The sequence below is a fragment of the Blastococcus sp. SYSU D00669 genome (assembly GCF_054050715.1).
Genome location: NZ_JBJGZV010000027.1, coordinates 11,599 through 35,647 on the forward strand (window position 1 = coordinate 11,599; position 24,049 = coordinate 35,647).

Here is a 24,049-nt window from a genome sequence, read left to right on the forward strand (position 1 = left end):
GGAGCTCCTACTTGACGGCGATCGGGTTGACCGGGGCGCCGACGGCGCCGGTCACGGGCAGGGGGGCGGCGGTGAGGAAGAAGTCCCACCGGCCGTCGGCGGCGCAGTCGGCGGCCAGGGCGTCGAGGTCCCACATCTCGCCGATGAACAGGCCGATGTTCGGGATGGCGACCTGGTGCAGCGGCTGGAACGCGACGTCGAACTCGTTCGGGCGCACCTCGAAGCCCCAGGTGTCGGTGGCGACGCCGGCGATCTCGGTGCCGTGCAGCCAGTCGGCGGTGGTGAACGACAGGCCGGGGGCGGCGCCGCCGGCGTAGTCGCCCCAGCCACGGCCCTCGGCGAGATCGCGGCGGGCGCGGGTCAGCCGGCCGGTGCGCACCAGCAGCAGGTCGCCGCGGCCGACCCGGGCCGACCCGCCCTGGGCGGCGATGGTGGCCTCGAGGTGCTCGGTGGTGATGGCGAAGCCGTCGGGCAGCTCGCCGTCGTCGCCGATCGCGCGGCCGACGTCGAGCAGCACCCCGCGGCCGGCGAACAGCGCGGCGGTGGTCTCGATGCCGGTGACCTTGTCGCCGTCGCTGGTGACGACGTCGCCGGCGCGGCGGCCGTTCCAGGCCATGCCGTGGTCGAAGATGTGGCCGAGGCCGTCCCACTGGGTGGAGGCCTGCAGCGGCATCGCGATGACGTCGTCGGCGCCGCCGATCCCGTGCGGGAAGCCCTGCACGCCGCGCTCGGCGTCGGTGCCGGTGTCGAGCATCGTGTGCACCGGGTTGGTGCGCCGCCGCCAGCCCTTCTGCGGGCCGTCCATGTCGAAGCGCTGCGACAGCGAGAAGCTGGCCCCGCGGCGGACCAGCCGGGCGCCCTCGAGGCGCTTGGCGTCGTCCAGGAAGTTCAGCGTGCCGAGCACGTCGTCCGCGCCCCAGCGGCCCCAGTTGGAGCAGCGCTTGGCGGCGGCGGCGATCGCCCCCTCCGGGTCGGAGCGGTCGAGATCGGCGGGGGTGATGGGGCTGTGCGACGGCACGTCGGATCCTCCTCGAAGCGACGCACACCACAGTCCGGTCTCCCGAAGGGGTTGGGAAGACGAGATGTGTGATGACAGCCATCAGCGGCGTCGATAGCGTGTCCGCGTGAACCTGGCGAGCCTGGACCTCAACCTGCTCGTCTCCCTCGACGCCCTGCTCCAGCAGCGCAGCGTCACCCGGGCGGCGGCGCAGATGGGGCTGTCCCAGCCGGCGCTGTCGGCCTCGCTCGCCCGCCTGCGCCGGCACTTCGGCGACGAGCTGCTCACCCGGGTGGGCAACGAGTACCGGCTCACCCCGCTGGCCGTGCAGCTCAAGGAGCTGACCCGGATCGCGCTGTCCGGGGTGGAGCGGGTGTTCACGGCCCAGCCGGAGTTCGACCCCGCCTCCTCGACGCGGGAGTTCACCTTCCTGGTCAGCGACTACTGGGTCGCCGTCCTCGGCGACACGGTGGCCGAACTGCTGGCCGAGGAGGCGCCGCACGCCCGGCTGCGGCTGACGGCGAACACGCCGTCGGCGGTCGACCGCGCCGACCAGCTCATGCTCACCACCGACCTGCTGGTGCTGCCGCACGGCTTCGTCACCGGCCTGTCGCACCGCGACCTCTACCGCGACGAGTGGGTCTGCGTCGTGGCCGCCGACCACCCCGTCGTCGACGGCGGGCTCACCGTCGAGCACCTCGAGACGCTGCCGTGGGTGGTCACCTTCCACGGGCCGACGGCGGCGACGCCCGCCGAGCGGCAGATGCGGATGCGGGGCATCGAGCCGCACGTGCAGGTCATCACCGAGAACTTCCTGACCGTGCCCGGGCTGGTCGCCGGCAGCGACCGGATCGCGCTGCTGCAGCGCCGGCTGTTCGAGCTGCTGCCGCTGAACCTGGGTATCCGGGCGCTGCCGCCCCCGGTCGAGGTGGGGCCGCTGCTCGAGGCGATGTGGTGGCACCCGGTGTTCGACGACGACCCCGAGCACGCCTACCTGCGCGACCTCGTCGCCCGGGCGGCGCAGCAGGCCCTGGGCGAGGTGAGCACCGCGGTATAGCCGCCGCTGATACCGCTGACCCCCGCTCTCGGCGCCGACAGCGGAGGTCAGCCGACGACGACGTCCCAGTCGCGGACCGTCCAGGCGGTCACCAGCCCGTGCCGGACGTACGGGTCCTGCTGCACGAACGCCTCCACCACCTCGCGCGGCGCCGTCCAGATCAGCAGCGCGCGGTCGCAGGGGTCGGGCAGCGCGCCGGCGAGCAGCAGCTCGCCCCGCTCGCGCGCGGCCCGCGCGAGCGCCAGGTGCTCGTCGCGCAGCGCCGGCCGGCGGTCGAGGTAGTCGTCGACGAGGGTGTACTCGAGCACCAGGTGCGTGCTCACGCGTCCTCCTCGGCGGCCAGGCCGGCGTGGGCCTGGCGCAGCTCGCGCTTGAGGATCTTCCCGCTCGGGTTCTTCGGCAGCCCGTCGGCCAGGACGACGTACTTCGGCCGCTTGTAGCCGGCCAGCCGGGCCCGCGCGTGCGCCCGCACGTCGTCCGCGGTGAGCGCCGCCCCGGCCTTGGGGACGACGACGGCGGTCACCGCCTCGACCCAGTACGGGTGGGAGATGCCGAACACCGCCACCTCGGCGACGCCGTCGAGCTCGTAGATCGTCTCCTCGACCTCGCGGCTGGCCACGTTCTCCCCGCCGGACTTGATCATGTCCTTCTTGCGGTCGACGACCGACAGGTAGCCGTCCTCGGTCATCACCCCGAGGTCGCCGGAGTGGAACCAGCCGCCGCGGAAGGCCTCGGCCGTCTTCTCCTCGTCGGCGTGGTAGCCCAGGGCCGCGTGCGGGCTGCGGTGCACGATCTCGCCGACCTGCCCGGGCGGCACCGGGACGCCGTCGTCGTCCACCAGCCGGGTCTCGACGTTGAGCGCCGCGCGGCCGGCCGAACCGGCCCGCTCCAGCTGCTCGTGCGGCCGGAGGATCGTCGCCAACGGCGCCATCTCGGTCTGCCCGTAGAAGTTCCACAGCTGCACGTCGGGCAGCCGGCGCTGCAGCTCGCGCAGCACCTCCACCGGCATCGGCGAGGCGCCGTAGTAGCCGGTGCGCAGGCTGGACAGGTCGGTGGTGTCGAAGTCGGGGTGCCGCAGCAGCGAGATCCACACCGTCGGCGGGCAGAACAGCTTCGTCACCCCCTCCCGCGCGATGGTCGCGAGCAGGGCGGCCGGGTCGGGCGCGGGCAGGATGATGCTGGTCGCGCCCAGGTAGACGTCGACGGAGAAGAAGCAGTCGAGCTGGGCGCAGTGGTACATCGGCAGCGCGTGCACCTCGACGTCGTCGGCGCTCATCCCGCCGTCGACGACGCAGCTGACGTACTGGCTGACCAGCGAGCGGCTGGAGAGCATCACGCCCTTGGGGCGGGACTCGGTGCCCGAGGTGTACATCAGCCGCAGCGGGTCGTCGTCGGCGACGGCGACGTCGGGGGCCGAGTCGTCGCCCTCACGCCACCACGGGTCGACGTCCTCCCAGCCGTCGGCCGGCGCCGCGCCGGACCGCCCGATCCAGCCGCGCAGCCCGTCGTCCAGGCCCGCCGCGGCGAGCGCCTTCTCCGCCGTGGGCGCGAGCGCGTCCTCGGCGACCATCCCGCGGGCACCCGAGTGCCGCAGGATGAACGCGATCTCGTCGGGGCCCAGCATGAAGTTGACCGGCACCAGCACCACGCCCAGCTTCGCGGTCGCGAAGGCCAGGACGGCGAACTGCCAGCAGTTGTGCGAGAGCAGGGCCAGCCGGTCGCCCTTGGCCAGGCCGCGGTCGGCCAGCGCGTGCGCGGTGCGGTTCACCGCGGTGTCGAACCCGGCGTAGGTCACCCGCAGGTCGCCGGCGACGACGGCGAGCTTGTCGGGGTACCGGCGGGCGGTGCGGTGCAGCAGGTCGCCGACCGAGTGCTGGCGCGCGCGGGCGACGGCGGCGGTCGTCCCGGCGGAGAACGTCGGTTCCATGGCGGCATCCTGCGCCACGCCCCCCGGGTCGGTCGACGCCGTGCGCCCCCTCGGGTCAGGATGCACCCAGTGCACCGTCGCACCCCGAGGAGACGCCGTCCGTGACCGGAACCCCGCCCACCCCCGCCCGGCCCCGCCGCCGCCCCGGCCGGCTCGTCGACCGGGCGCTCGGCCGGGCCCTCCGGCTCCCGCCGCCGGCCGGCGACTACACCGTCACCCCCGACGTGCGGGTGCCGATGCGTGACGGCGTCGAGCTGCTCGCCGACCACTACGCTCCCACCGGGCAGGCGCGGGGCACCGTGCTGGTGCGCGGGCCCTACGGCCGGAAGGGCGTCTGGCCCCTGGGGTTCGCCCGGCTCTACGCCGAGCGCGGCTACCACGTCGTCCTGCAGAGCGTCCGGGGCACGTTCGGCTCCGGCACCGGCTTCGAGCCCATGCAGCACGAGATCGAGGACGGCGCCGACACCGTCGCCTGGCTGCGGGAGCAGCCGTGGTTCGGCGGCCGGTTCGCGACCCTCGGGCTGTCCTACCTCGGCTTCACCCAGTGGGCGCTGATGGCCGACCCGCCGCCCGAGCTCGCCGCCGCGGTGGTGCTGGTCGGCCCGCACGACTTCCACCAGAGCGTGCACGGCGCCGGGTCGTTCAAGCTCGACGACTTCCTCGGCTGGAGCGACATGGTCGCCCACCAGGAGGACGGCAGCGCGCTGCGCGGGATCGTCCGGCAGGCGACCGCGCCGCGCCGGCTGCGCGCCGCGCTGCACGACGTGCCGCTGGTCGAGGCGGGCGAGCGGGTGCTCGCCGGCGGGGCGCCCTGGTACCGCGACTGGGTCGCGCACACCGCGGCCAACCACGACCACTGGACGCCGATGCGGCTCTCGGCCGCCCTCGACCGGGTGGCCGTGCCGGTCCTGCTCGTCGGCGGCTGGCAGGACCTCTTCCTCGAGCAGACGCTGGAGCAGTACGCGCGGCTGCGCGACCGCGACGTCGACGTGGCGTTGACCGTCGGCCCCTGGACCCACACCGAGGTGCTCACCAAGGGCGGCGCCGTGGTCACGCGGGAGACGCTCGACTGGCTGGCCGAGCACCTCGCCGGCGCCGGCACCCGCCGCCGGGAGTCCCCGGTGCACCTGCACGTGACCGGCGCGGGGGAGTGGCGGCACCTGCCCTCCTGGCCGCCGGTCGCACGCGAGCGGGTGGTCTTCCTGCAGCCCGGCGGGGGCCTGGGCGACGAGCCAGCGGCCGCCGACGCCGCGCCGGCCACCTTCACCTACGACCCGTCCTTCCCCACGCCCACCGTCGGTGGCCGGCTGCTCGGTGCCGGGAGCGGCTACGTCGACCAGGCGCGGCTCGAGGCCCGGGACGACGTCGTGACCTTCACCGGCCCGGTGCTGACCGAGCCGCTGGAGGTCGTCGGCGTCCCGGTGGTCGAGCTCGCGCACACCACCGACAACCCGCACGCCGACCTGTTCGTGCGGCTGTGCGAGGTGGACGCGAAGGGCCGCTCGCGCAACGTCGGCGACGGGTTCCGCCGGCTCGACCCGGCGGCGGCGAGCGGCACGGTGCGGCTGGAGCTGGACGCGCTGGCCCACCGCTTCCGCGCCGGCTCGCGGTTGCGCCTGCAGGTCGCCGGCGGCTCGCTGCCGCGGTGGGCCCGCAACCTCGGCACCGGCGAGGACCCGGCCACCGGCAGCTCGCTCAAGCCCTCGCACCGCACGCTCACGCTGGGCTCCGGCGCCTCCCGGCTGCTCCTGCCCGTCACGGGGTAGGGGGATCGGCATGCCCGACTACGAGGTGAACCAGGCAGCCGTGCGCCGCGCGCGGGAGCTGATCGACGGCGGCGACGTCGACACCGGCACCGAGTGGTCGACCGCCGCGCCGTCGACCGAGCAGGGCAACGAGGTCATCGAGGAGAAGGGGTGGGAGGAGTTCGCCGCCTGGCACCTCGCCGTCGACCCCGGGGCGAGCGAGGAGACCAAGGGCCGCTTCGCGTTCCCCTACGGGGACTTCCGGACGGTCAACCGGGCGGCGCTCATCCACGCCAAGCAGCGGGCCAGCCAGAACGGGCACGAGGCGGTCGAGCAGGCCGCCGGCGACCTGCTCGACCGCCTCGACGCCCGGGACTAGGAGACCTCGGCCGGCGGCTCGGCCGGCGGGGGCACCGCCAGCAGGGCGGCCACCCGGTCGTGGAAGACCCGCCACCGCCGCTCGTTGTCCTGCACCAGGCCCGCGGACTCGCCGAGCAGGTCGGCCGCCCGGGCGATCAGCTCGGCCGCCGAGTGCAGCAGCGGCGGCGTGCGCCCGGCGGCCGGCGGGTCGCCGTCGGCGCCGGGGTCGAGCCGGTCGAGCACGTCGGCCGCCCGCTCGAGCAGCCGGCCGGCGACGACGGTGGCGCCGGCGGCCTGCCAGTCGTTGGCGACGATCCGGTGGCGCTCGCCCAGGAGGTCGTCGAGCGGGGCGATGTCCAGCAGCGCGGCCGCGGTGGTCCACGCGGCCTGCATCGCCTTGGTCATCCACTCGCCGGTGGCGACGTCCTCGACGCCGAGCGTGCGCACCTCGCGGCGCAGCGCGGCCAGGCCCGGCGGCGCGCCCTGCCCCTCGAGGAACAGGACGCCGGCCAGCTCGGCGGCGGTGCGGTCGGCCACGGCGTGCAGGGTGCTGGCGTGGCGCTGGAGGACGACGGCCTGCTCGCGCGGGGCGGCGGCGTAGAACTTCTCGTGCTCGCGGTGGAACTCCGCGAGGTTCTCGACGGTGTGCAGCAGCAGCGACGGGGGCTCGGCCGCGGCGGTCATGGACCAGTGTTACCGGAACCGTCCGGTACCAGCCAGGGCCGGACGTCACCGCCCGGCGTGTCCCCGGCAGGATGAGGTCATGACTGCGCGGTTGGTGCCCTCGTCCGGCGTGGTGGGCTCCGCGGGACGGGTGACCGGCGCGGACCGGGCGGTCCCGACGACCTCGCTGCGACTGGGCGGATCGGCGCTCCCGGTGCTCGGCACGGCCCGCGTGTACACCTGCGGCATCACCCCCTACGACGTCACCCACCTCGGGCACGCGGCCACCTTCGTCTGGTCCGACGTCCTCGCCGCCGTGCTGGGCGCGACCGGCGCCGACGTCGTCACGACGCGGAACGTCACCGACGTCGACGACGTGCTGACCCGCGCCGCCGACGCCCGCGGCCGCCACTACGACGAGTTCGCGCTCAGCCAGGAGTTCCTGTTCGAGCGCGACATGCAGGCGCTGCGCGTGCACCGCCCGACGCACAGCCCGCGCGCCCGGCACCACGTGCCGCACGTGCAGCACCTCGCCGTCGCCCTGCTCGCCGCCGGCACGGCCTACGAGCGGGAGGGCACCGTCTGGTTCCGCGGGGCCGCGGTGGCCGGGCGCTCCGGCCTGCCGCGCGAACGCGCCCTGGAACTGGCCCGCGAGTTCGGCGACGACCCCGACGACCCGCGCAAGGACGACCCCTTCGACGTCCCGGTGTGGCGGCCGTCGGGCGAGGCCGACCCGGCGTGGCCGAGCGCCTGGGGCTGGGGCCGGCCGGGCTGGCACGCCGAGTGCGCGGCGATGGCCACCGCCACGCTCGGTCTGTCGGTCGACGTGCTGGTCGGCGGGGAGGACCTCGCCTTCCCGCACCACGCCTACCAGGCGGCGATGGCCGAGGCGGCGGCGTCGGTGACGCCGTTCGCCCGCCGGCAGCTGCACGTGGGGGCCGTGCGCCAGGGCGGCGCCAAGATGGCCAAGTCGACCGGCAACCTCACCCTGGTCGCCGACCTGCTCGAGCAGCACCCGGCGGCCGCGGTCCGGCTGCTGCTGCTCGACCGGCCGTGGGGCGCGGCGTGGGAATTCGAGCCGGCGGGGCTCGACGCCGCGGCGGCCCGCCTGGAGTCGCTGTACGCGGCGGCCGGGCGCGGCGGGGGCCGCGGCGGGGACGCCGTCCTCGCGGCGCTGCTCGACGACCTCGACGTGCCGCGGGCGCTGGCCGTCGCCGAGGAGGAGGGCGGGGTCGCCGCCCGCACCGCGCTGCGCGCGCTCGCTCTCGCCTAGCCCGCCGCCTCGCGGGGCGGCAGGCCCTGGGCGATCGCCATCCGCGCGTCGTCGGGGCGGACGACCGAGAGCTGCGTCGACTCCGGCGGCAGGATGGTCTGGAACAGCCAGTCGGTGGCGACCCGGACGCGGTTGGGCGTCGAGGGCAGGGCGTAGAGGTGGTAGCCCCGGGTGACCGCCTTGGCCGGCGGGCCGGTCAGCGGCACGCCCAGCGGCTTGGCCACGGCGTCCCAGCCGCCGAGGTCGGCGACGAGCCCCAGGTCTTTGTGGCGGTAGTCCTTCGGCCTCCCGACGCCGAGGTCGGCCGCGATGTTGCGGCCCATGACCGTGCCCTGGCGCTGCGCGTGCTGCGCCGTCGGCGGCGTGTCGGAGCGCGTGTCGGCCTCGGCCTCGGCGGCGAGGTCGGGGACGGCGGCGGCGTCCCCGGCCGCCCACACGTGCGGTACGCCGGGGACCGACAGGTCGGCGTCGACCACCAGGCGGCCGCGGCGGGTGGGCAGCCCCAACCGGTCCACCAGCGGGTTGGGCACCACGCCGGCGCCCCACAGCAGCGTGCGGGTGGGGACGGTCGTGCCGTCGGTGAGCCGCACCTCGTCCTCGTCGGCGGAGGCGACCGACACCTGCAGCCGGACGTCGACGCCGCGGCGGCGCAGCAGCTCCAGCGCCCGGCGGCCGAGCTCGGGGCCGAGCTCGGGCAGCACCGCGGGCGCGACGTCGACCAGCACCCACCGGACGTCCTGCGCCCGCGTACGGCTCCACCGGCTCTCGATCTTGCGCAGCCAGCGCTGGGTCTGGGCGACGAGCTCCGTGCCGGTGTAGCCGGCCCCGACGGCGACGACGGTGAGCCGGGCGGCGCGCTCGGCGCGGCCGGCGGGGGTGTCGGGCGTCGCGTCGGCCAGGTCCAGCTGCTCGAGCAGGTGGTCGCGGAGGAACACCGCCTCGACCAGCGTCTTCATCCCGCGCCCGTGCTCGGGGACGCCGGGGATCGGGAACTGGCGGGTGACCGAGCCGGGGGCGAGGGCCAGCCGGTCCCAGGGCAGCGTCATCGCGGAGCCGTCCCGGGCGACCACGCCCACGGTGCGACCGGTGAGGTCGACGTCCTCGACGCGGCCGAGGACCAGCCGCACCCGGGGCAGCACCCGCCGCAGCGAGACCGCGATGTGCCGGGCCTCGACCACGCCGGTCGCCACCTCGGGCAGGAGCGGGCTGTAGAGCAGGTAGTCGGTGGGGTTGACCAGCACGAGCTCGGCGCCGTGCCGCCGCTGCGTGCGCTGCAGCCGCTTCAGGGCGTAGAAGCCGGCGAACCCGCCGCCGACCACCACCACCCGCGGCCGCTCCCCGCCCGTCGGGGGTGTCCACCTGCTCCTACCGGCTCGATGCAGCACGCCGTCCACCTGACCGGAGGTGCGGCGTGCGGGTCAACCCCTTCAGCCGCCTTGCGCGGGGATGCCGGCGGTGCCGGCCACGACCGCGGCGGCCGCGGCGTCGAGAGCGCGGGCCGCGGCGGCCCACGGCGTGGCGGGGGAGAACTCACCGAGGAGGACGACGGCGCGGCCGTCGGGCAGCAGCCCCACCGAGTGCAGCTGCCGGCGGCCGTCGACGCAGCACATCCAGCCCTGCTTGGCGGCGACCGGTCCGGCGATCCCGGCGGCGAGCAGCCCGAAGCGCTGGTCGAAGCCGTCCGCCGCGGTGGGCGTGGTCGCGCGCAGCCACGCGGTCAGCGGGCCGGCTACCCCCGGCCCGTACGCCTCGTCTACGCGGGAGAGGAAGGTGGCCACGTCGGTCGCGCTCATCAGCGCCTCGCCCCACTGGTCCAGGTCCGCCGGCGGGGAGGTACCGGTCAGGCCGAGCCGTGCGGTCGCGGCGGTGACCAGGCCCGGGCCGTCGTGGCGCCCCCACAGGGCGCTCATCGCGGTGTCGTCGGAGGAGACGGCGGTGCGCTCGAGGAGGGCGCGGTCCTCCGGCGGGGGGTTGCCGCCCCAGCGGGCCAGCACCTCGGCGACGACGAGCAGCTTCACCAGCGAGGCGGTGAGCACCGGCCGCCCGGCGTCCGGACCGGCCAGCACCTGCCGGCCGAGGACGTCGGTGACCACGACCGTGACGGTCCCGCCCGCGGCGGCGGCCACGGCCTGCACCTGGCCGAGGACGGCGGCCGCGTCGACGGCCACGGGCGGGGGGACCGCCGGGGGAGCGGCGCGGCGCGCCACCGGCGGCGTGGGGACGTGCGGCTCGGTCGTGCAGACCGGGACGAGGGCGGTCGAGAGGACCGAGGTGCCGGTGGACCCGTCGGCCGAGCCGAGCAGCACGGCGCCCACCAGCGAGGCGGCGGGGACGACGAGCAGCGTCCGCCGCACCCGCCGTCCGGAGGACCGGCTGCTCGGGCCCATGCACCCATCCTGCGCCGGACGGGTGCATGATCACTCAAACACCGGGTGTCAGCTGGGCAAAGACGTCGGGGCGTAGGCGAGCAGCCGCCAGCCGCTCACCGTACGTGACCAGACCGCCAGGCTCAGGTTGTCGATCGTCTTGGCCACCCCGCCGGCGTGGATGTCGGCGGTCATCCGCCCGACCACGATCGCGGTGTCGCCGACGACCTCGACGCGCTCCACCGGGTGGTCGATGCGGTGGTAGACGTAGTAGCCGCTGCGGACCTTCTCGAAGTACTCCGCCTTGGTGTCGCGGACGCCGCTGGAGTGGGCGTAGCTCAGCTCGTCGGCGCACAGCTCGTCGAGCGTGGCCAGGTCGGCGTCGAGCATCGCCCGGTAGCGGCGGTCCTCGGCGGTCAGCACGTCCTTGACGTCGGTGTCGTCGGTCACCGGCCGATCATGCTGGACGGCGGGGACCCACAGCACCGCCGTCCACCTCCTGACACGCTGTGCCGCGTGTTCATGAGTGCCGACGCGGCCAGCGCCTTCCTCATCGGCCGGCTGGCCATGGAGGGGCGGCAGCCGCAGGCGGTGCTCAGGGCGGCGACCCCCGGCCCGTGGCGCGGGCTCGTCGGCGTGCTCGTGTTCGCCGTGGCCGACGGCCGGCTGTGGCTGGTGCAGCCGCAGCTGTTGGGCGAGCCGTCCGTCGCCTCGGTGCCGCTGGCCGAGGTGGGTGAGGTCGCGGTGCGCGGCGGCCGCAAGGTGCTGGTCGAGCTGCGCCTGGGGGAGCGGGTCCAGCGGTACACCGCCCTCGACGGCGCCGAGGCGGCGGAGGCGTTCGCCGCTGCGGCCCGCGGCGCCGGCTAGGTCGAGGTGCGATGAGTTCCGCGGCCCCAGGGGGTCGTACGGGCAGGCCGACAGCGAGGAGGATCGTGGTGCGCAGGGTGACCTATGAGATGGGCGTCTCGCTCGACGGCTACATCGTCGGGCCGGACGGCGGCTTCGACTGGTCGCCCCCTGATCCCGAGCTCTTCCGCTTCGCCACCGACCAGATCCGGGAGCTCGGGGTCCACGTCCTGGGCCGCCGGCTGTACGAGTCGATGCTGTACTGGGAGACCGCCGACGAGGACCCGTCGCACGACGAGCTGTTCGAGCAGGTCGGGATCTCCGTCGACGCGCGGCGCGAGTTCGCCGCACTGTGGAAGGCGCTGCCCAAGGTCGTGTTCTCCAGGACGCTGTCGGCGGTGCGGGGCAATGCCCGCCTGGCCTCCGGTGGCCTGGCGCAGGAGCTCGAGCGGCTGCGGGCCGCGCCCGGGGAGGGCGACATCGCGATCGGCGGCGCGACCCTCGCCACCGAGGCGGCCGCGGCCGGGCTCATCGACGAGTACCGGCCCAGGGTCTACCCGGTGCTGGTCGGCGGGGGCATCCCCTTCTTCCCCCAGCGCGAGCAGCGGGTGGACCTCGAACTGGTCGAGACCCGCCCCCTCGGCTCGGGAATCGTCTTCCTCCGCCACCACGTGATCCGCTAGGGACGACCCGGCCAGCCTCACAGTCAGCCGAGCTGCTCGGCCAGCGCGACGATGATGCCCGCGGGGCCGCGGACGTAGCAGAGCCGGTAGGCCTCCTGGTACCGCACCACCTCGCCGACGAGCCGCGCGCCGTGGGCGCGCAGGCCGGCCAGGGTGGCGTCGAGGTCGTCGACGGCGAACATCACGCTGCGCAGGCCCAGCACGTTCCCCGGTGCGTTCTCCGGTTCGGGGCTGACCGCCTCGGGGGAGTGGAACTTCGTCAGCTCGAGCCGGCCGTGGCCGTCGGGGGTCCGCATCATCGCGATGTCGACCCGGACGCCGTCGAGCCCGTTGAGGCGGTCGACCACGGGTCCCTCGATCGGCGCCTCGCCCTCCAGCTCCATGCCGAGCGCGAGGAAGAAGGCCGTGGCGGCCGCGAGGTCGTCGACGACGACGCTGACGTGGTCCATCCGCCGGACCGGCATGGTGGTTCCTCCTCCGTCGTCGGGTCATGTCCCCTGGGCGGTGCTCGTGAGGACGACGAGCTGCTGGGTCGCCCGCGTCATGGCGACGTAGCGGTCGACCGCTCCCTCGATGCCCTCGCCGAAGTCCTGCGGGTCGACGAGGACGACGAGGTCGAACTCCAGCCCCTTGGCCAGCACCGGGGTCAGCGACCGCACCCGGGGCGTCGCCCGGAACGCCGGGGCGCCGATGACGCAGGCCGTCCCCTCGGCGTGCTCGGCGAGCCAGGCGTCGAGGCCCGAGTGCAGCTCCGACACCGACGCGTGGACGACGGGGACACCGCTGCTGCGGATCGAGGTCGGCACGTTGGCGTCGGGCAGCGCGGCCCGGATGACCGGCTCCGCCTCGGCCATGACCTCCTCCGGCGTGCGGTAGTTGATGGTCAGCGAGGCCAGGGCGATCCGGTCCAGCCCCACGCGCTCGAGCCGCTCCTGCCACGACTCCGGAAAGCCGTGCCGGGCCTGCGCGCGGTCGCCGACGATCGTGAAGCTCCCGGACGGGCACCGCAGCCGCAGCATCTGCCACTCCGCGTCGGTCAGCTCCTGCGCCTCGTCCACCACGACGTGCGCGAAGGGGCCGGCGAGCACGTCGGGGTCGGCGGTGGGCAGCGCTCCCTCGTCGACCAGGGCGTCGCGCAGGTCGTGGTGGCGCAGGCTCGTCATCAGCAGCAGCTCCGAGTCGTCGGCCGCGATCAGCTCGTCGATGACGCCCGCCATGCGCTCGCGCTCGACCGCCGCGGCGGCCTCCTGCCGGCGCCTGCGCCGCGCCGCCCCCGGGTCGCCGAGGCGCTGCCGGGCGGCGTCGAGCAGCGGTAGGTCCGACACCGTCCAGGCGTGCGGATCGGCCCGCTGCAGGGACCGGACGTCGTCCGGCGTCAGCCAGGGGGCGCAGGTCCGCAGGTACGCCGGCACCGACCACAGGTCGCCGACGAGGTCGGCCGCCTCCAGCAGCGGCCAGGCCCGGTCGAGGGTCGCCCGCAGCTCCCGGTCCCGGGCCAGCGACCGGCGGACCGCGCCGTCCGGGACGTCGTCGTCGTCCACGTCGAGCTTGTCGACGAGGATCGACAGCATCGCCTCCCAGACCTGCTCGCGCCCCTCGTTGTGCGGCGTCCCGGAGTCGGTGGCGTCGAAGGCCTCCGCCCAGTCGTCGGCGGTGAGCCGGACGTCGGCCCACGGGGTGGTGACCGTCATCCCCTCGGCGGGCGGCTCCTCGTAGAACCGGACGGCCGTCTCCACGGCCGCGACCATGTCCGCCGACGACTTCAGGGCGGCCACCCGCGGGTCCCGCTCCTCCGCGGCGGCGGCGCCCTCGGGGACGAGGCCGCGCAGGGTGCAGGTCTGCACGCCCTCCTCGCCGAGGCTGGGCAGGACGTCGGAGACGTAGGCCAGGTAGGGCTGGTGCGGCCCGACGAACAGCACGCCGCCGCGGTGGTGCCCGAGGCGCGGGTCGGCGTAGAGCAGGTAGGCGGTGCGGTGCAGCGCGACGACGGTCTTCCCGGTGCCCGGGCCGCCGTCGACGACCAGCGCCCCCTGCGAGCCCGCGCGGATGATCGCGTCCTGGTCGGCCTGGATGGTGCCGAGCACGTCGCGCATGCGGGGTGAACGGCTGCTGCCCAGGCTGGCGATGAACGCGGACTGGTCGTCGAGGGCGGCGTGCCCGACCAGCCCGTCGGGGGTGAACACCTCGTCCCAGTAGTCGGTGATCCGCCCGCGGGTCCACCGGTAGCGGCGGCGGCTCGCCAGCCCCATCGGGCAGGCGTGGGTGGCGCCGAAGAACGGCTCGGCGGCCGGCGAGCGCCAGTCGACGAGCAGCCGGCGGCCGTCGCTGTCGGTCAGCCCGAGCCGGCCGACGTACACGGGCTCGGCGCCGTCCGCGCCGACCATGCGCCCGAGGCACAGGTCGAGCCCGAACCGGCGCAGGGTGCGCAGGCGGGCGGTGAGCCGGTGGACCTCCAGGTCCCGGTCCAGCGCGGCCTGGCCGCCGCGGCCCTGCGATCGGCGCTCGGTCTCCAGGCGGTCGGACAGCTCGGCGATCGACCGGTCGAGGCTCTCGGCGACCGCGGCGAAGTGCTGCTCGTCGTCGGCGATCAGCGCCGGGTCGGCCTTGGCGGAGAGGTTGTCGGGAAGGGCGAAAGCGGTGGTGATCAAGGAGTTCCCTCGCGACTCGCGGGCTCGAGGCGGTGGCCTCGGCCGGCGATTCTGCGGCCCGTCCCGGGTCTTGCCGCAAGCCCCGGGGTGCGCTATACGTTCGAGTGGGAGGACGAACAGGCCCCCGCTCCCCGTCCGCTCGGACGATCCCCCTCAGCCCGCGAACGGCAGCGGCAGCATCGGCTCCGCCCAGGACTCCCGTGCCGCGCCCCGCCGGCGTCCGGCCGCCCGACGGGCGACCTGCGCCCGCTCCTCCGCGCGCCGGGCGTGCAGGGCGCGGGCCTCCTCGACGCCCGGCGCGACGAACCCGTCGGCGCCCAGCCGGCAGGCGCCGAGCCGCACCCAGCGCGTCCGGCCGTCGACGTCGCGGACCCCCACCGCGAGGCCGGCGCCCTGGCGGCGCAGCGCGAAGGCGACCCCGCGCACCGCCGCCTCGGTGGTCGCGGCGGCCTCCGCCGCGGGACCGTAGAGCCAGGTGACCTGCCGGAACCGGGTGCGCGCGGCGTCGTCGCGCTCCCGCCAGGTGGTGTCGGGCAGCGGCGAGAGCTGGACCTCGACGGCGGCCGCGAGACCGTCCACGACGACGTGCAGGTCGGTGCGGCCGTCCGGGCGGCGGACCTTCTCGACCCGTCCGCGGTGGCCCTGCGCGGCCAGCCAGGCCATGACGGCGCGCTGGTAGCGCAGGTGCTCGTAGGCGAGGGCGGCGTCGGCACCGCCGTCGGCGAAGCGGCACGGCCCGTCGTCGACGTGCCGGAACCGGGGGAGCCGGCCGGCGACCACCAGCTGCAGCCTGCCGCCGCAGCCGCCGGCCTCGGTGCTGCACCAGAAGGCGCCCCGGTAGTGCTCACGCACCTGCCGCGCGTCCTCGCGGTCGTCCGGCGCGGGCACCGCGTGGGTGCCCGCAGCGCCGTCGGTGACCGCCCAGCGCAGGGCGCCCGGCACCTCGACCTGCGACCCGACCGGCATCGTCGTCGTCACCAGTCGTCCGGCGCGGTGAACTGGCTGACGGTGAACTCGGCGCCCTGCGGGTCGCGCACCAGCGCGGTGCGGGTCCACGGGTTCTCGTCGCGGGCGAGCACGGTCGCGCCCAGGCGCTCGGCGGTGGCGGCGCTCCCGTCGCGGTCGGCGACGCTGAAGGTGACGTGCCAGTGCGCCGGTTCACCGGGACCGCTGACCAGGAGCCCGCCGATCACGTCGGCGAACCCGGGCGGCGCGGACGCCTGGCGCTCGTGGATGCCCGGGTCGACGGTCGCCGCCAGGTGGTCGCCGTAGCCGGGGACCTGGAGCATCGTCCCGGCGTCCATCGCCATGTCGACGTCGCGCCAGCCGAACAGCGGCCGGTAGAACGCCATCGCGGTCGACCGGTCGGGGGTGTGCAGGTCGCTGAAGTTCCAGGTGCCCGGCGCGTTGGTCAGCTGGGCGCCCGGCCGGCGGCGGGCCTGCCACAGCCGGAACTCCGCGCCGAGCGGGTCGGCGCACACCGCCGCCCGGCCGCCCGGGCCGGCGTCCGCCGGTGGGACGGCGAGGACGCCGCCGGAGGTCTGCACCGCCGCGGCGGTCGCGTCGGCGTCGTCCACGGCGACGTAGGTGTTCCACGCCGGGGCCTGCGTGTCGGCGGCGGGTGCGAGCGCCGCGACGTCCTGCCCGTCGAGGGTGGCGACGAGGTACGAGCCGGGCGCCTCCGGCGGCACCGCGTCGGTGAGGGTCCAGCCGAACAGGCCGGAGTAGAACGCGGCGGCCGCGTCGAGGTCGGGCTGCTCGGTGTCGATCCAGCAGGTCACCCCGTGCGGATAGGTCCTCGGAGCCGTCATGCCCGCGACGCTAACGGCGGGTACCGACGCTTTCCGGTGGTCGACTGGCATCCTCCCGGGCATGCCACGGGCGGAGTTCGGCGAGGACGGGCTGCACGAGGAGCACCACCGCGACGGCTCCCTCAGGGCGCGGGGGCGGGTCGTCGGCGGGCAGCCCGACGGCTACTGGGAGTGGTTCCGCCTCGACGGGACGATGCTCCGCTCCGGGCACTTCGACCGCGGTCGCCAGGTCGGCGAGTGGACGACGTACGACCGCAGCGGTGCCCCCTACAAGGTCACCGCGATGGGCTGAGGCCCGGCGTCCACGGGTGACGTCGTCCTCCACAGACCTGCCGACGGCGTGGGCCGCAGGAGCCGGCGGCAGCAGCGTGACGGCATGGCTCACGACCTGGTCGCCCTGCTCGGCCCGGAGGGCGTCATGCGGACGTCGGACCTCGCGCGGCGGGCCGACCGGCACAGCGTCGACGGCTGGGTGCGGGCCCGTCGCCTGCTGCGCCCCTGTCCGGGCGCGGTGTGCTGCGGGACCGGAGGACGCGGGCCCCGGCAGCTCGCCGCCGAACTGCACCGGCGTCCGGGGGCTCCCGGGCAGGGCGAGCCTGCAGCAGCTGATCGGGCCGGTCGAGTCCGGCTGCCACAGCGAGCTCGAGATCTGGGGCGTCCGCGACGTCCTGACCGATCCCGGGGCTGCGGATCGCGATCGAGCTCGACGGCGCCGCGTTCCACGGCTCACCCGAGGACCGGGAGCGGGACACCCGCCGAGCCGTCGCCCTCGCCGCGTGCGGATGGGTCGTCCTGCGTTTCACCTACCGGCGGCTGACCACGGATCCCGAAGGCGTCGGGCGGGAGGTCCTCCAGGTCTGCGCGGCCCGGCGGGCGGTGCCGGCGGGCGGGTGATGTGCGTCCGTGGCGGGTTCCGGGCCGGACACCCGCCACGGACGCACATCACCGCCGCCCGGAAAGCCCGATCAGCGGTAGCAGTAGGAGTCGCTCGAGGCGTCGCCGCCCTGCAGGCGGGTCTGGTGGGGGCGCAGGCCGCGCCAGTCGTCGCCGTGCGGGAAGAACCGCTCGTCGAGCGTGAGCCCGCCGGTGGCCGGGTCGGTGTCGATCTTGGCCATCCACGAGCCGCAGCCGTCGGGGAAGAACTGGTCGTCCCAGGCGCCGTAGAGCGAGTTGGTGACGTAGATCCGCCGCCCGTCGCGGCTGACCTCGACCATCTGCGGCCCGCCGGCGAGCGGGAAGTCGGGGCGGGCCGGGTGCGGCGTCCGGCGCACCACACCGCCGAGGTGCACGGAGCCGACCTCGCGCGGGTGCGCCGGGTCGGAGACGTCGTACTGCTTGAGCTCCCCGATGCCCCAGCAGGACACGTAGAGCATGCGGTCGTCGACCGACAGGTCGATGTCGGTGACCAGGGGCGGGACGGCGCCGAACGGGGCCAGCGCCGGCGGCAGGTCGGCCGGGTCCGCCGGCTCGGCGGGGATGGTGATGACCTTCTCCGCCTTCCACTCCTCGCCGTCGCGGAACCAGCGCCACACCGACGCCGACAGGTCTGCGGTGGAGACGACGACGCCGACGAAGCCCCACGTCGCCTCGGGGTCGTGCGAGGGCCGCAGCTCCAGCACCATCTGGTGCTCGGCGCCGAGGTCGACCTCCTGCAGGTGCCGGCCCTCGGCCAGGTCCCAGAAGTGCAGCTTGTGGCCGTACTCGCCGGCCAGCAGCTTCTCGGGGACCAGCCCGTTCTCCACCATCGACGGCGTGCCCCACTCGCTGGAGACCAGGACGTTCTGGTTGAGGTGCCACCAGGCGTCGTAGGCCAGGTACTGCCGCCCCCGGTCGGTCTCCCACGCCCGCAGCACGTCGAAGGTGCTGTGGTCGAGCAGCGCGATGCCGCCGGGCCCCTCGTCGCCGTCCCCGCTGCCCAGGCAGGTGAGGAAGACGCCGTCGGGACCGCAGTGCAGCGTGTGCGGGCGCGAGTAGCCGGCCTTCTCCGCCAGCTCCTCGGCCTCGATGGTCTTGTGCAGCACGGGGTTCCGCGGGTCGGGCTGGGTGTCGTAGACGTGGATGTTCGAGCTGCGCAGCCCCGGCAGCAGCAGGTAGCGCCGTTGCAGGCCGTCCTCGCCCATGTCGTGGCCCTCGTGCTTGAGCGCGCTGGAGCAGGCGTTCCAGCCGAAGTGGTGCAGCTCGTCGCCGACGGTCGGCAGGTCGGCCCAGCCCACGATCTGCCCGTAGGTCCCGGAGCCGGGGTCTGTGTCGACGACGGTCAGCGCGTCCGGCTTCTGCGCGGCCCGGTCGAAGGCCACCACGTACGCCAGCTGCTCGGTCGGCGCGGCGATCGCGTCGGACGGGGTGCGGTAGAAGGTCGGGTCGGACGTGTGGTTCTCGTGCCCACCGTCGTGGTGCCGGTGGTGGTCGTGCTCGCTCATCGCAGCTTCTCCTCTGACCTGGCGCGGGACGGACGCGTCCGACCCGATCAAGTTAGTAGGGAAAGGCTGTGGCGGTCCATGACGGACCAGTCAGCGAGGGGTGCGGACCCGCCCCTCCACCAGGCAGGTCACGCCGGCGACCCGGCAGCCGCCGTCGGTGCGGGCGAGGACCTCGTCGAGCACCGCGCTCTCGCCGCGCGGCAGGGCGACCAGGACCGGCCGCCGGCTGCGCACGGCCGGGTGGGCGAACGCCTGCCCGACGAGGCTCGCGGCGATGTCGCCGGGCAGGCCGGGGAGCTCGGCCCGGAAGTCGAGGACCACGCGCTCGGGTTCGTCGCACACCTGCGCCTCGGCGAGCCGCCCCGCGGGGGTCACGACCTCCACGCCGGCACGGCTGGTGAGCAGTTCCCACGGCCGACCGTCGGCGCCGTGGCCGCGGATCCTCCGGGGGAAGGTCGCCAGGGGATCGGCGACGACGTTCGGTTCGGTACGACCGGTCGTGGTCCGTTCGGCCACCACGACAGCGGGCATGTACGACCTCCACGTGCAGGGGTGGGGGAGGACTGGGGGAGACGGGAGCGACCCGGCGACGCCGGCGGGCCGCTTGCGGAGCCCGACGGCGCACAGAGTGCCGGGGATCGACTTTTCGGGGCAGGGCCCTTGGTCCCGGTGCCCCGAAATCAAGACGGGTCGAGCCGATACCCGACGCCCCGGACCGTGCTCAGCTGGGCGGCAGCGGGGCCGAGCTTGCGGCGCAGCCGGGTGACGTGCACGTCCACCGTGCGTCCGGCGGCCCCGTCGGCGGCCGGCCACACCTCGCGCATCAGCTGCGCGCGGCTGAGCGTGCGGCCGGCGGCGCGGGCCAGCGCCCGCAGCAGCTCGAACTCGCGGGCGGTCAGCGGGACCCGGCGACCGGCCACCAGGGCGGTGTACGCGTCGGGTTCGACGACCAGCCGGCCCAGCCGGATCGCCGCGGGGTCGGTGGGCGTCTCGTCCCGCCTCGCGAGCCCGTGCAGCGCCGCGGCGATGTCGACGACCCGGTCGGGGTCGGAGCAGAGCAGCCGGCCGTCCTCGGTGAGCACCAGGACGGCGACAGGTCGGTCGGCGGGGTCGGCGACCGCCCGAAGGGCGACGGGACGGCGGAGCGGGGTGACCGGGGCGAGCGTCATGACGGGTCCTCTGCGGAGCTGGCGGGCGGCGGGGTCAGGCCGGCCGACAGCAGCCCGCGGGCACCCGGACGAGGTCGACGTGCAGGCGCCGGCTCAGCGTCGGGGGGACCATGACGACTTCCTACCACAAAGCGCACCATGCCGGTCGGGATGGTGTGCATACCGAGTGCTCAGGAGGTCCCGGCGAGCACCGCGGCCGCGGCGACGTCGAGCGCGGCCGCCGCCTGCGCCCACGTCGTCGAGTCGGGAAGTCGCCGAGCATGACGACCACCCGCCCGTCGGCCAGGACGCCGGCCGAGTGCGGGCGGCGCCGGTCGCCGGCGCCGCCCGCATCCAGTCGAGCAGGGGCGGGTCGTCGACCGCGGCGAGGAAGGTGGCGGCGCCGACGACGGCAACGGTCCCGGCGGGGTGGTGCAGCGGGACGGTCACCGCACCGGCGGCGAGCGCGACCGCCGCGCCGTTGCCAGCAGCCGGTACCGACGGTTCCCGCGCACGAGGGAACCGTCGGCCGCCCCGCTGTGCGTCGGCTGTGACGGGTCCGATCACCCCGTGTGCATCAGGCGGGCCGCCCCCGGTGCTCGCGCAGGTATCTGACCAGCGCGTTGGTGCTCGGGTCGGAGTCGTACTCCGGCGCCTGCTCGCTCTGCAGCATCGGCGCCAGCTGATTGGCCATCACCTTGCCGAGCTCGACGCCCCACTGGTCGAAGCTGTTGATGCCCCAGACGACGCCCTGGGTGAAGACCCGGTGCTCGTAGGCGGCGACCAGCTGGCCCAGCGTCGACGGCGTGAGCTTCGGCGCGACGATGGCGTTGGACGGGCGGTTGCCCGGCATCACCCTGTGCGGCACGACGGCCGCCGCCGTCCCCTCCGCCGCGACCTCCTCGGCCGTGCGCCCGAAGGCCAGGGCACGCGGCTGGGCGAGGAAGTTGGACAGGAACAGGTCGTGCATGCCGTCGAGGTCCCTGTCGTGGGAGAGGTCGTTGGGCTGGGCGAAGCCGATGAAGTCGGCCGGCACCAGCACGGTGCCCTGGTGGAGCAGCTGGTAGAAGGCGTGCTGGCCGTTGGTGCCCGGCTCGCCCCAGACGATCTCGCCCGTGGCCACGTCGACGGCGGAGCCGTCGAGGGTGACCGACTTGCCGTTGGACTCCATGCACAGCTGCTGGAGGTAGGCGGGGAAGCGCGCCAGGTACTGCGAGTAGGGGAGCACCGCCTGGCTCTGGGTGCCGAAGAAGTCGACGTACCAGACGCTGATCAGCCCGAGCAGCGCCGGCAGGTTCTCCTCCCAGGGCGCGGTCCGGAAGTGCTCGTCGACCGTGTGGAACCCGTCGAGCAGCTCCCGGTACCGCTCGGGCCCGATCGCCACCATCAGCGACAGCCCGATCGCCGAGGTGAACGAGTACCGGCCGCCGACCCAGTCCCAGAACCCGAACATGTTGTCGGTGTCGATGCCGAACTCGGCCACCTTGGCGGCGTTGGTCGAGACCGCCACGAAGTGCTTGGCCACCGCCTTCTCGTCACCGCCCAGCCCCTCGACCAGCCAGCGGCGGGCCTCCCTGGCGTTGGTCAGCGTCTCCTGCGTGGTGAACGTCTTGGAGGCGACGACGAACAGGGTCGTCGCGGGGTCGAGGTCGCGGGTGGCCTCGGCGAGGTCGGTCGGGTCGATGTTGGAGACGAACCGGAAGGTCAGGGACCGGTCGGAGTAGTCGCGCAGCGCGAGGTAGGCCATGGCCGGGCCGAGGTCGGAGCCGCCGATGCCGATGTTCACCACGGCGCGGATCCGCTCGCCGGTGTGCCCGGTCCACGCGCCGCTGCGCACCCGGTCGGCGAAGCCGGCCATCCGCCCGAGCACCTCGTGCACGTCGGCCCGCACGTCCTGCCCGTCGACGGTGGCGCCGCTGGTCGCGGGGTCGCGCAGCGCCACGTGCAGGACCGCGCGGTCCTCGGTGGAGTTGATGTGCTCGCCGGCGAACATCGCCTCGGTGCGCTCGCGCAGGCCGGCCGCGTCGGCGAGGGCGGCGAGCAGCCGGATCGTCTCGGCGGTCAGCCGGTTCTTCGAGTAGTCGAGGGTCAGGTCGCCGGCGCGGGCGGTCATGGCGGTGCCGCGGCCGGGGTCCTCGGCGAACAGCTCCCGGAGGTGGCGGTCCCGGATCTGCCCGTGGTGCTCCGCCAGTGCCCGCCACTCCGGGGTCTCGCTGATCGGCATGCTTCCTCCGTCTCGTCTTCCTGGTGGTGAGCCTTCCGTACCGCGCGGGCGGGCGGCCACCGCGGGCCCGCGATGAGTTCCGGTGGGCCGGGCGGTCGAGCACCGTGCAGGCACCTCACGAGAGGACGGCGACCATGGCCACGACCGGACCGCTGGACGCGACCTTCACCGCAGAACTGCTCAAGAGCCCCAGCAAGGGCGGCTGGACGTACGTGCAGATGGACGGCTCCGCCGAGTTCTTCGGCACCCGCGGCCTGGTCAAGGTGCGGGGCACCGTCGACGGGCACCCGTTCTCCAGCTCCTTCATGGCGCTGGGCGACGGCACGCACAAACTGCCGGTGCGCAACGATGTGCGACGCGCGATCGGCAAGGAGCCGGGGGACACGGTGACCGTGCACCTGTCCGAGCGCATCGGCTGACGCCGTCCCCCCCGGGGGCGGCCGGGGAGGAGAACGAGGCATGGGCGGCTACCGCGGCCAGGACGACACCGACGCGCAGGAGGCCTCGGGGCTGCTCGAGCCCGAGGACGTCCTGGAGGACGACTCGTACGGCGACGTGCTCGACCGCGGCTACTCGCCGCGCGACACCGCGGTGGCGTCCACGGACTTCGGCATGACCCAGGCCGAGGAGGAGGCGGGGGAGAGCCTCGACGGCCGGCTCGCCCGCGAGCTGCCCGACGGCCCGGCCGAGGACGACGGTGACGGTCTCGGCGACGTCGTCGGCACCGACGGGGAGCTGCGCGACGACGAGGTGGGCGGCGACCGGGCCGGGCGGCTCGCGGCCGGCGACGACGGGTACGGCGACGACGAGGCCGAGCTCTGGGCCGAGGACGAGGGGATCGACGGTGCCGGCGCGTCGGCCGAGGAGGCCGCCGTCCACGTCGTCCGCGACGACGAGCGCTGGTGACCCGGCGCCGGGTCTCCCTCTGCTCGCTCGGCGGCACGATCGCCTCGGTGCCGGGCGGCGGCACCGGGGTGGCGCCGCAGCTGGGCGCCGCGGAGCTGCTCGCGGCCGTGCCCGGACTGGCCGACGTCGCGAGGGTCGACCCGGTGGCGTTCCGCCAGGTGCCGTCCGGGGAGCTGACGCTGGACGACGCCGTGGCCCTGGCCGCCGCGCTCGTGAGCGACGACGCCGACGGGGTGGTCGTCGTCCAGGGCACCGACACCCTGGAGGAAATAGCCTTCGCCCTCGACCTGCTCGTGCGCGGCGAGCGGCCGCTGGTGCTGACCGGCGCCATGCGCCACCCGGGGCTGCCGGGTGCCGACGGTCCGGCGAACGTGCACGCCGCGGTGACGGTGGCGGCCGACCCGGCGGCGGCCGGGCTGGGTGCACTCGTGGTCGCCGACGACGAGGTCCACGCGGCCCGCTTCGTCCGCAAGGCGCACGCGCAGCGCACCGGGGCCTTCACCTCGCCGACGGCCGGGCCGGTCGGCTGGGTGGCCGAGGGGCGCTGCCGCATCGCGCTGCGGCCGCCGCCCCTGCCGCCGGTGGTCGACCCGGCGCCCGGGCCGGTGCCGCCGGTCGCGCTGGTGACCGCGACGGCGGGCGACGACGGCCGGCTGCTCGGGGCCGTCCGCGCGGCCGGGTACGCCGGGCTGGTCGTCGCCGGGTTCGGCGGCGGGCACGTGCCGTCGTCGTGGGTGCCCGCGCTGTCGGCGCTGGCCGCCGAGGTCCCGGTGGTGCTCGCCGGGCGGACCGGCGCGGGTGAGGTGCTGCGCTCGACCTACGGCTTCGACGGCTCGGAGACCGACCTGCTGGCCCGCGGGCTGGTCCCGGCCGGGTTCCTCGACGGGCCGAAGGCCCGGGTGCTGCTGTCCCTGGTGCTCGCCTGCGGCGGCGATCCGGCGGCGGCGTTCGCGCGGGTGGCGCAGCCGTAGGCCG

Annotated in this window: 26 protein-coding genes; 11 read left to right on the forward strand and 15 right to left on the reverse strand. The window is 75.2% G+C overall.

The genetic code is table 11. The annotated features are described in order from the left end of the window. Positions 1 to 7 precede the first annotated feature (7 nt). On the reverse strand, positions 8 to 1,018 hold the full coding sequence (locus ACI8AF_RS18350; protein ID WP_456541175.1) for a cyclase family protein: 1,011 nt from the start codon (positions 1,016 to 1,018) through the stop codon (positions 8 to 10). Positions 1,019 to 1,124: 106 nt separating this feature from the next. Here ACI8AF_RS18350 and ACI8AF_RS18355 point away from each other — a divergent pair, with 106 nt between their 5' ends. Next, positions 1,125 to 2,054: a LysR family transcriptional regulator gene (locus ACI8AF_RS18355; RefSeq protein WP_456541176.1), complete on the forward strand. Its 930-nt coding sequence runs from the start codon at positions 1,125 to 1,127 to the stop codon at positions 2,052 to 2,054. 47 nt (positions 2,055 to 2,101) lie between these two features. On the opposite strand, the gene ACI8AF_RS18360 is transcribed toward ACI8AF_RS18355, so the two are convergent. Further along, a complete protein-coding gene (locus tag ACI8AF_RS18360) occupies positions 2,102 to 2,377 on the reverse strand; it encodes a YciI-like protein (RefSeq protein ID WP_456541177.1) in 276 nt (91 codons plus the stop codon). Beyond that, positions 2,374 to 3,981, reverse strand: coding sequence for an acyl-CoA synthetase (locus ACI8AF_RS18365; RefSeq protein WP_456541178.1), 1,608 nt, complete (start codon positions 3,979 to 3,981; stop codon positions 2,374 to 2,376). The genes ACI8AF_RS18360 and ACI8AF_RS18365 overlap by 4 nt, the downstream gene beginning before the upstream one ends. Before the next feature lie 101 nt (positions 3,982 to 4,082). Here ACI8AF_RS18365 and ACI8AF_RS18370 point away from each other — a divergent pair, with 101 nt between their 5' ends. Further along, a complete protein-coding gene (locus tag ACI8AF_RS18370; protein WP_456541179.1) occupies positions 4,083 to 5,747 on the forward strand; it encodes a CocE/NonD family hydrolase in 1,665 nt (554 codons plus the stop codon). 10 nt (positions 5,748 to 5,757) lie between these two features. Further along, entirely contained in the window at positions 5,758 to 6,105 is a 348-nt protein-coding gene (locus ACI8AF_RS18375) for a hypothetical protein (protein WP_456541180.1), read from the forward strand. On the opposite strand, the gene ACI8AF_RS18380 is transcribed toward ACI8AF_RS18375, so the two are convergent. Next, a complete protein-coding gene (locus ACI8AF_RS18380; protein WP_456541181.1) occupies positions 6,102 to 6,770 on the reverse strand; it encodes a hypothetical protein in 669 nt (222 codons plus the stop codon). The genes ACI8AF_RS18375 and ACI8AF_RS18380 overlap by 4 nt on opposite strands. A 79-nt stretch (positions 6,771 to 6,849) precedes the next feature. Here ACI8AF_RS18380 and ACI8AF_RS18385 point away from each other — a divergent pair, with 79 nt between their 5' ends. Next, positions 6,850 to 8,022, forward strand: coding sequence for a cysteine--tRNA ligase (locus tag ACI8AF_RS18385; protein WP_456541182.1), 1,173 nt, complete (start codon positions 6,850 to 6,852; stop codon positions 8,020 to 8,022). Here the strand turns inward: ACI8AF_RS18385 and ACI8AF_RS18390 are convergent. From ACI8AF_RS18390 to ACI8AF_RS18400, 3 genes are all read right to left on the reverse strand, one after another. After that, a complete protein-coding gene (locus tag ACI8AF_RS18390) occupies positions 8,019 to 9,347 on the reverse strand; it encodes an NAD(P)/FAD-dependent oxidoreductase (RefSeq protein ID WP_456541183.1) in 1,329 nt (442 codons plus the stop codon). The genes ACI8AF_RS18385 and ACI8AF_RS18390 overlap by 4 nt on opposite strands. Before the next feature lie 102 nt (positions 9,348 to 9,449). Then, positions 9,450 to 10,409: an LppW family protein gene (locus ACI8AF_RS18395; protein WP_456541184.1), complete on the reverse strand. Its 960-nt coding sequence runs from the start codon at positions 10,407 to 10,409 to the stop codon at positions 9,450 to 9,452. 48 nt (positions 10,410 to 10,457) lie between these two features. After that, positions 10,458 to 10,838 carry a nuclear transport factor 2 family protein gene (locus tag ACI8AF_RS18400; protein WP_456541185.1) on the reverse strand — a complete coding sequence of 127 codons (381 nt, stop codon included), beginning with the start codon at positions 10,836 to 10,838 and terminating at the stop codon, positions 10,458 to 10,460. 66 nt (positions 10,839 to 10,904) lie between these two features. Here ACI8AF_RS18400 and ACI8AF_RS18405 point away from each other — a divergent pair, with 66 nt between their 5' ends. Together ACI8AF_RS18405 and ACI8AF_RS18410 are read left to right on the forward strand one after the other, a co-directional pair. Next, entirely contained in the window at positions 10,905 to 11,255 is a 351-nt protein-coding gene (locus ACI8AF_RS18405; RefSeq protein WP_456541186.1) for a hypothetical protein, read from the forward strand. Positions 11,256 to 11,332: 77 nt separating this feature from the next. Further along, a complete protein-coding gene (locus tag ACI8AF_RS18410) occupies positions 11,333 to 11,917 on the forward strand; it encodes a dihydrofolate reductase family protein (RefSeq protein ID WP_456541187.1) in 585 nt (194 codons plus the stop codon). 23 nt (positions 11,918 to 11,940) lie between these two features. Here the strand turns inward: ACI8AF_RS18410 and ACI8AF_RS18415 are convergent, their stop codons facing one another. The 4 genes from ACI8AF_RS18415 to ACI8AF_RS18430 form a co-directional block, all read right to left on the reverse strand. After that, positions 11,941 to 12,381 (reverse strand): VOC family protein, encoded by a 441-nt coding sequence (locus tag ACI8AF_RS18415; RefSeq protein ID WP_456541188.1) that lies wholly within the window; start codon positions 12,379 to 12,381, stop codon positions 11,941 to 11,943. Positions 12,382 to 12,405: 24 nt separating this feature from the next. Further along, positions 12,406 to 14,565: an RNA polymerase recycling motor ATPase HelR gene (gene helR / locus ACI8AF_RS18420; RefSeq protein WP_456541189.1), complete on the reverse strand. Its 2,160-nt coding sequence runs from the start codon at positions 14,563 to 14,565 to the stop codon at positions 12,406 to 12,408. A gap of 153 nt (positions 14,566 to 14,718) precedes the next feature. After that, entirely contained in the window at positions 14,719 to 15,543 is an 825-nt protein-coding gene (locus ACI8AF_RS18425; RefSeq protein WP_456541190.1) for a competence protein CoiA family protein, read from the reverse strand. Next, positions 15,540 to 16,376 (reverse strand): VOC family protein, encoded by an 837-nt coding sequence (locus ACI8AF_RS18430; protein WP_456541191.1) that lies wholly within the window; start codon positions 16,374 to 16,376, stop codon positions 15,540 to 15,542. Before ACI8AF_RS18430 ends, ACI8AF_RS18425 begins: the two co-directional genes overlap by 4 nt. A 61-nt stretch (positions 16,377 to 16,437) precedes the next feature. On the opposite strand from ACI8AF_RS18430, the gene ACI8AF_RS18435 reads away from it, so the two are divergent. Further along, positions 16,438 to 16,668 (forward strand): toxin-antitoxin system YwqK family antitoxin, encoded by a 231-nt coding sequence (locus ACI8AF_RS18435; protein WP_456541192.1) that lies wholly within the window; start codon positions 16,438 to 16,440, stop codon positions 16,666 to 16,668. A gap of 404 nt (positions 16,669 to 17,072) precedes the next feature. Next, positions 17,073 to 17,270 carry an endonuclease domain-containing protein gene (locus tag ACI8AF_RS18440; RefSeq protein ID WP_456541235.1) on the forward strand — a complete coding sequence of 66 codons (198 nt, stop codon included), beginning with the start codon at positions 17,073 to 17,075 and terminating at the stop codon, positions 17,268 to 17,270. Positions 17,271 to 17,341: 71 nt separating this feature from the next. Here the strand turns inward: ACI8AF_RS18440 and ACI8AF_RS18445 are convergent, their stop codons facing one another. From ACI8AF_RS18445 to pgi, 4 genes are all read right to left on the reverse strand, one after another. Beyond that, positions 17,342 to 18,796: a selenium-binding protein SBP56-related protein gene (locus tag ACI8AF_RS18445; RefSeq protein WP_456541193.1), complete on the reverse strand. Its 1,455-nt coding sequence runs from the start codon at positions 18,794 to 18,796 to the stop codon at positions 17,342 to 17,344. 90 nt (positions 18,797 to 18,886) lie between these two features. Beyond that, a complete protein-coding gene (locus ACI8AF_RS18450) occupies positions 18,887 to 19,327 on the reverse strand; it encodes a hypothetical protein (protein ID WP_456541194.1) in 441 nt (146 codons plus the stop codon). 149 nt (positions 19,328 to 19,476) lie between these two features. After that, on the reverse strand, positions 19,477 to 19,965 hold the full coding sequence (locus ACI8AF_RS18455) for a winged helix-turn-helix domain-containing protein (RefSeq protein ID WP_456541195.1): 489 nt from the start codon (positions 19,963 to 19,965) through the stop codon (positions 19,477 to 19,479). A 556-nt stretch (positions 19,966 to 20,521) separates the two neighbouring features. Next, complete coding sequence (gene pgi / locus ACI8AF_RS18460) at positions 20,522 to 22,168, reverse strand: glucose-6-phosphate isomerase (protein ID WP_456541196.1); 1,647 nt, start codon at positions 22,166 to 22,168, stop codon at positions 20,522 to 20,524. 134 nt (positions 22,169 to 22,302) lie between these two features. Here pgi and ACI8AF_RS18465 point away from each other — a divergent pair, with 134 nt between their 5' ends. The 3 genes from ACI8AF_RS18465 to ACI8AF_RS18475 are packed head-to-tail and all read left to right on the forward strand — an operon-like array spanning position 22,303 to position 24,045. Continuing rightward, positions 22,303 to 22,587 carry a DUF1905 domain-containing protein gene (locus ACI8AF_RS18465; RefSeq protein WP_456541197.1) on the forward strand — a complete coding sequence of 95 codons (285 nt, stop codon included), beginning with the start codon at positions 22,303 to 22,305 and terminating at the stop codon, positions 22,585 to 22,587. A 40-nt stretch (positions 22,588 to 22,627) separates the two neighbouring features. Continuing rightward, positions 22,628 to 23,074 carry a DUF5709 domain-containing protein gene (locus ACI8AF_RS18470; RefSeq protein WP_456541198.1) on the forward strand — a complete coding sequence of 149 codons (447 nt, stop codon included), beginning with the start codon at positions 22,628 to 22,630 and terminating at the stop codon, positions 23,072 to 23,074. Further along, positions 23,071 to 24,045, forward strand: coding sequence for an asparaginase (locus ACI8AF_RS18475; RefSeq protein WP_456541199.1), 975 nt, complete (start codon positions 23,071 to 23,073; stop codon positions 24,043 to 24,045). The genes ACI8AF_RS18470 and ACI8AF_RS18475 overlap by 4 nt, the downstream gene beginning before the upstream one ends. Positions 24,046 to 24,049: the final 4 nt, after the last annotated feature.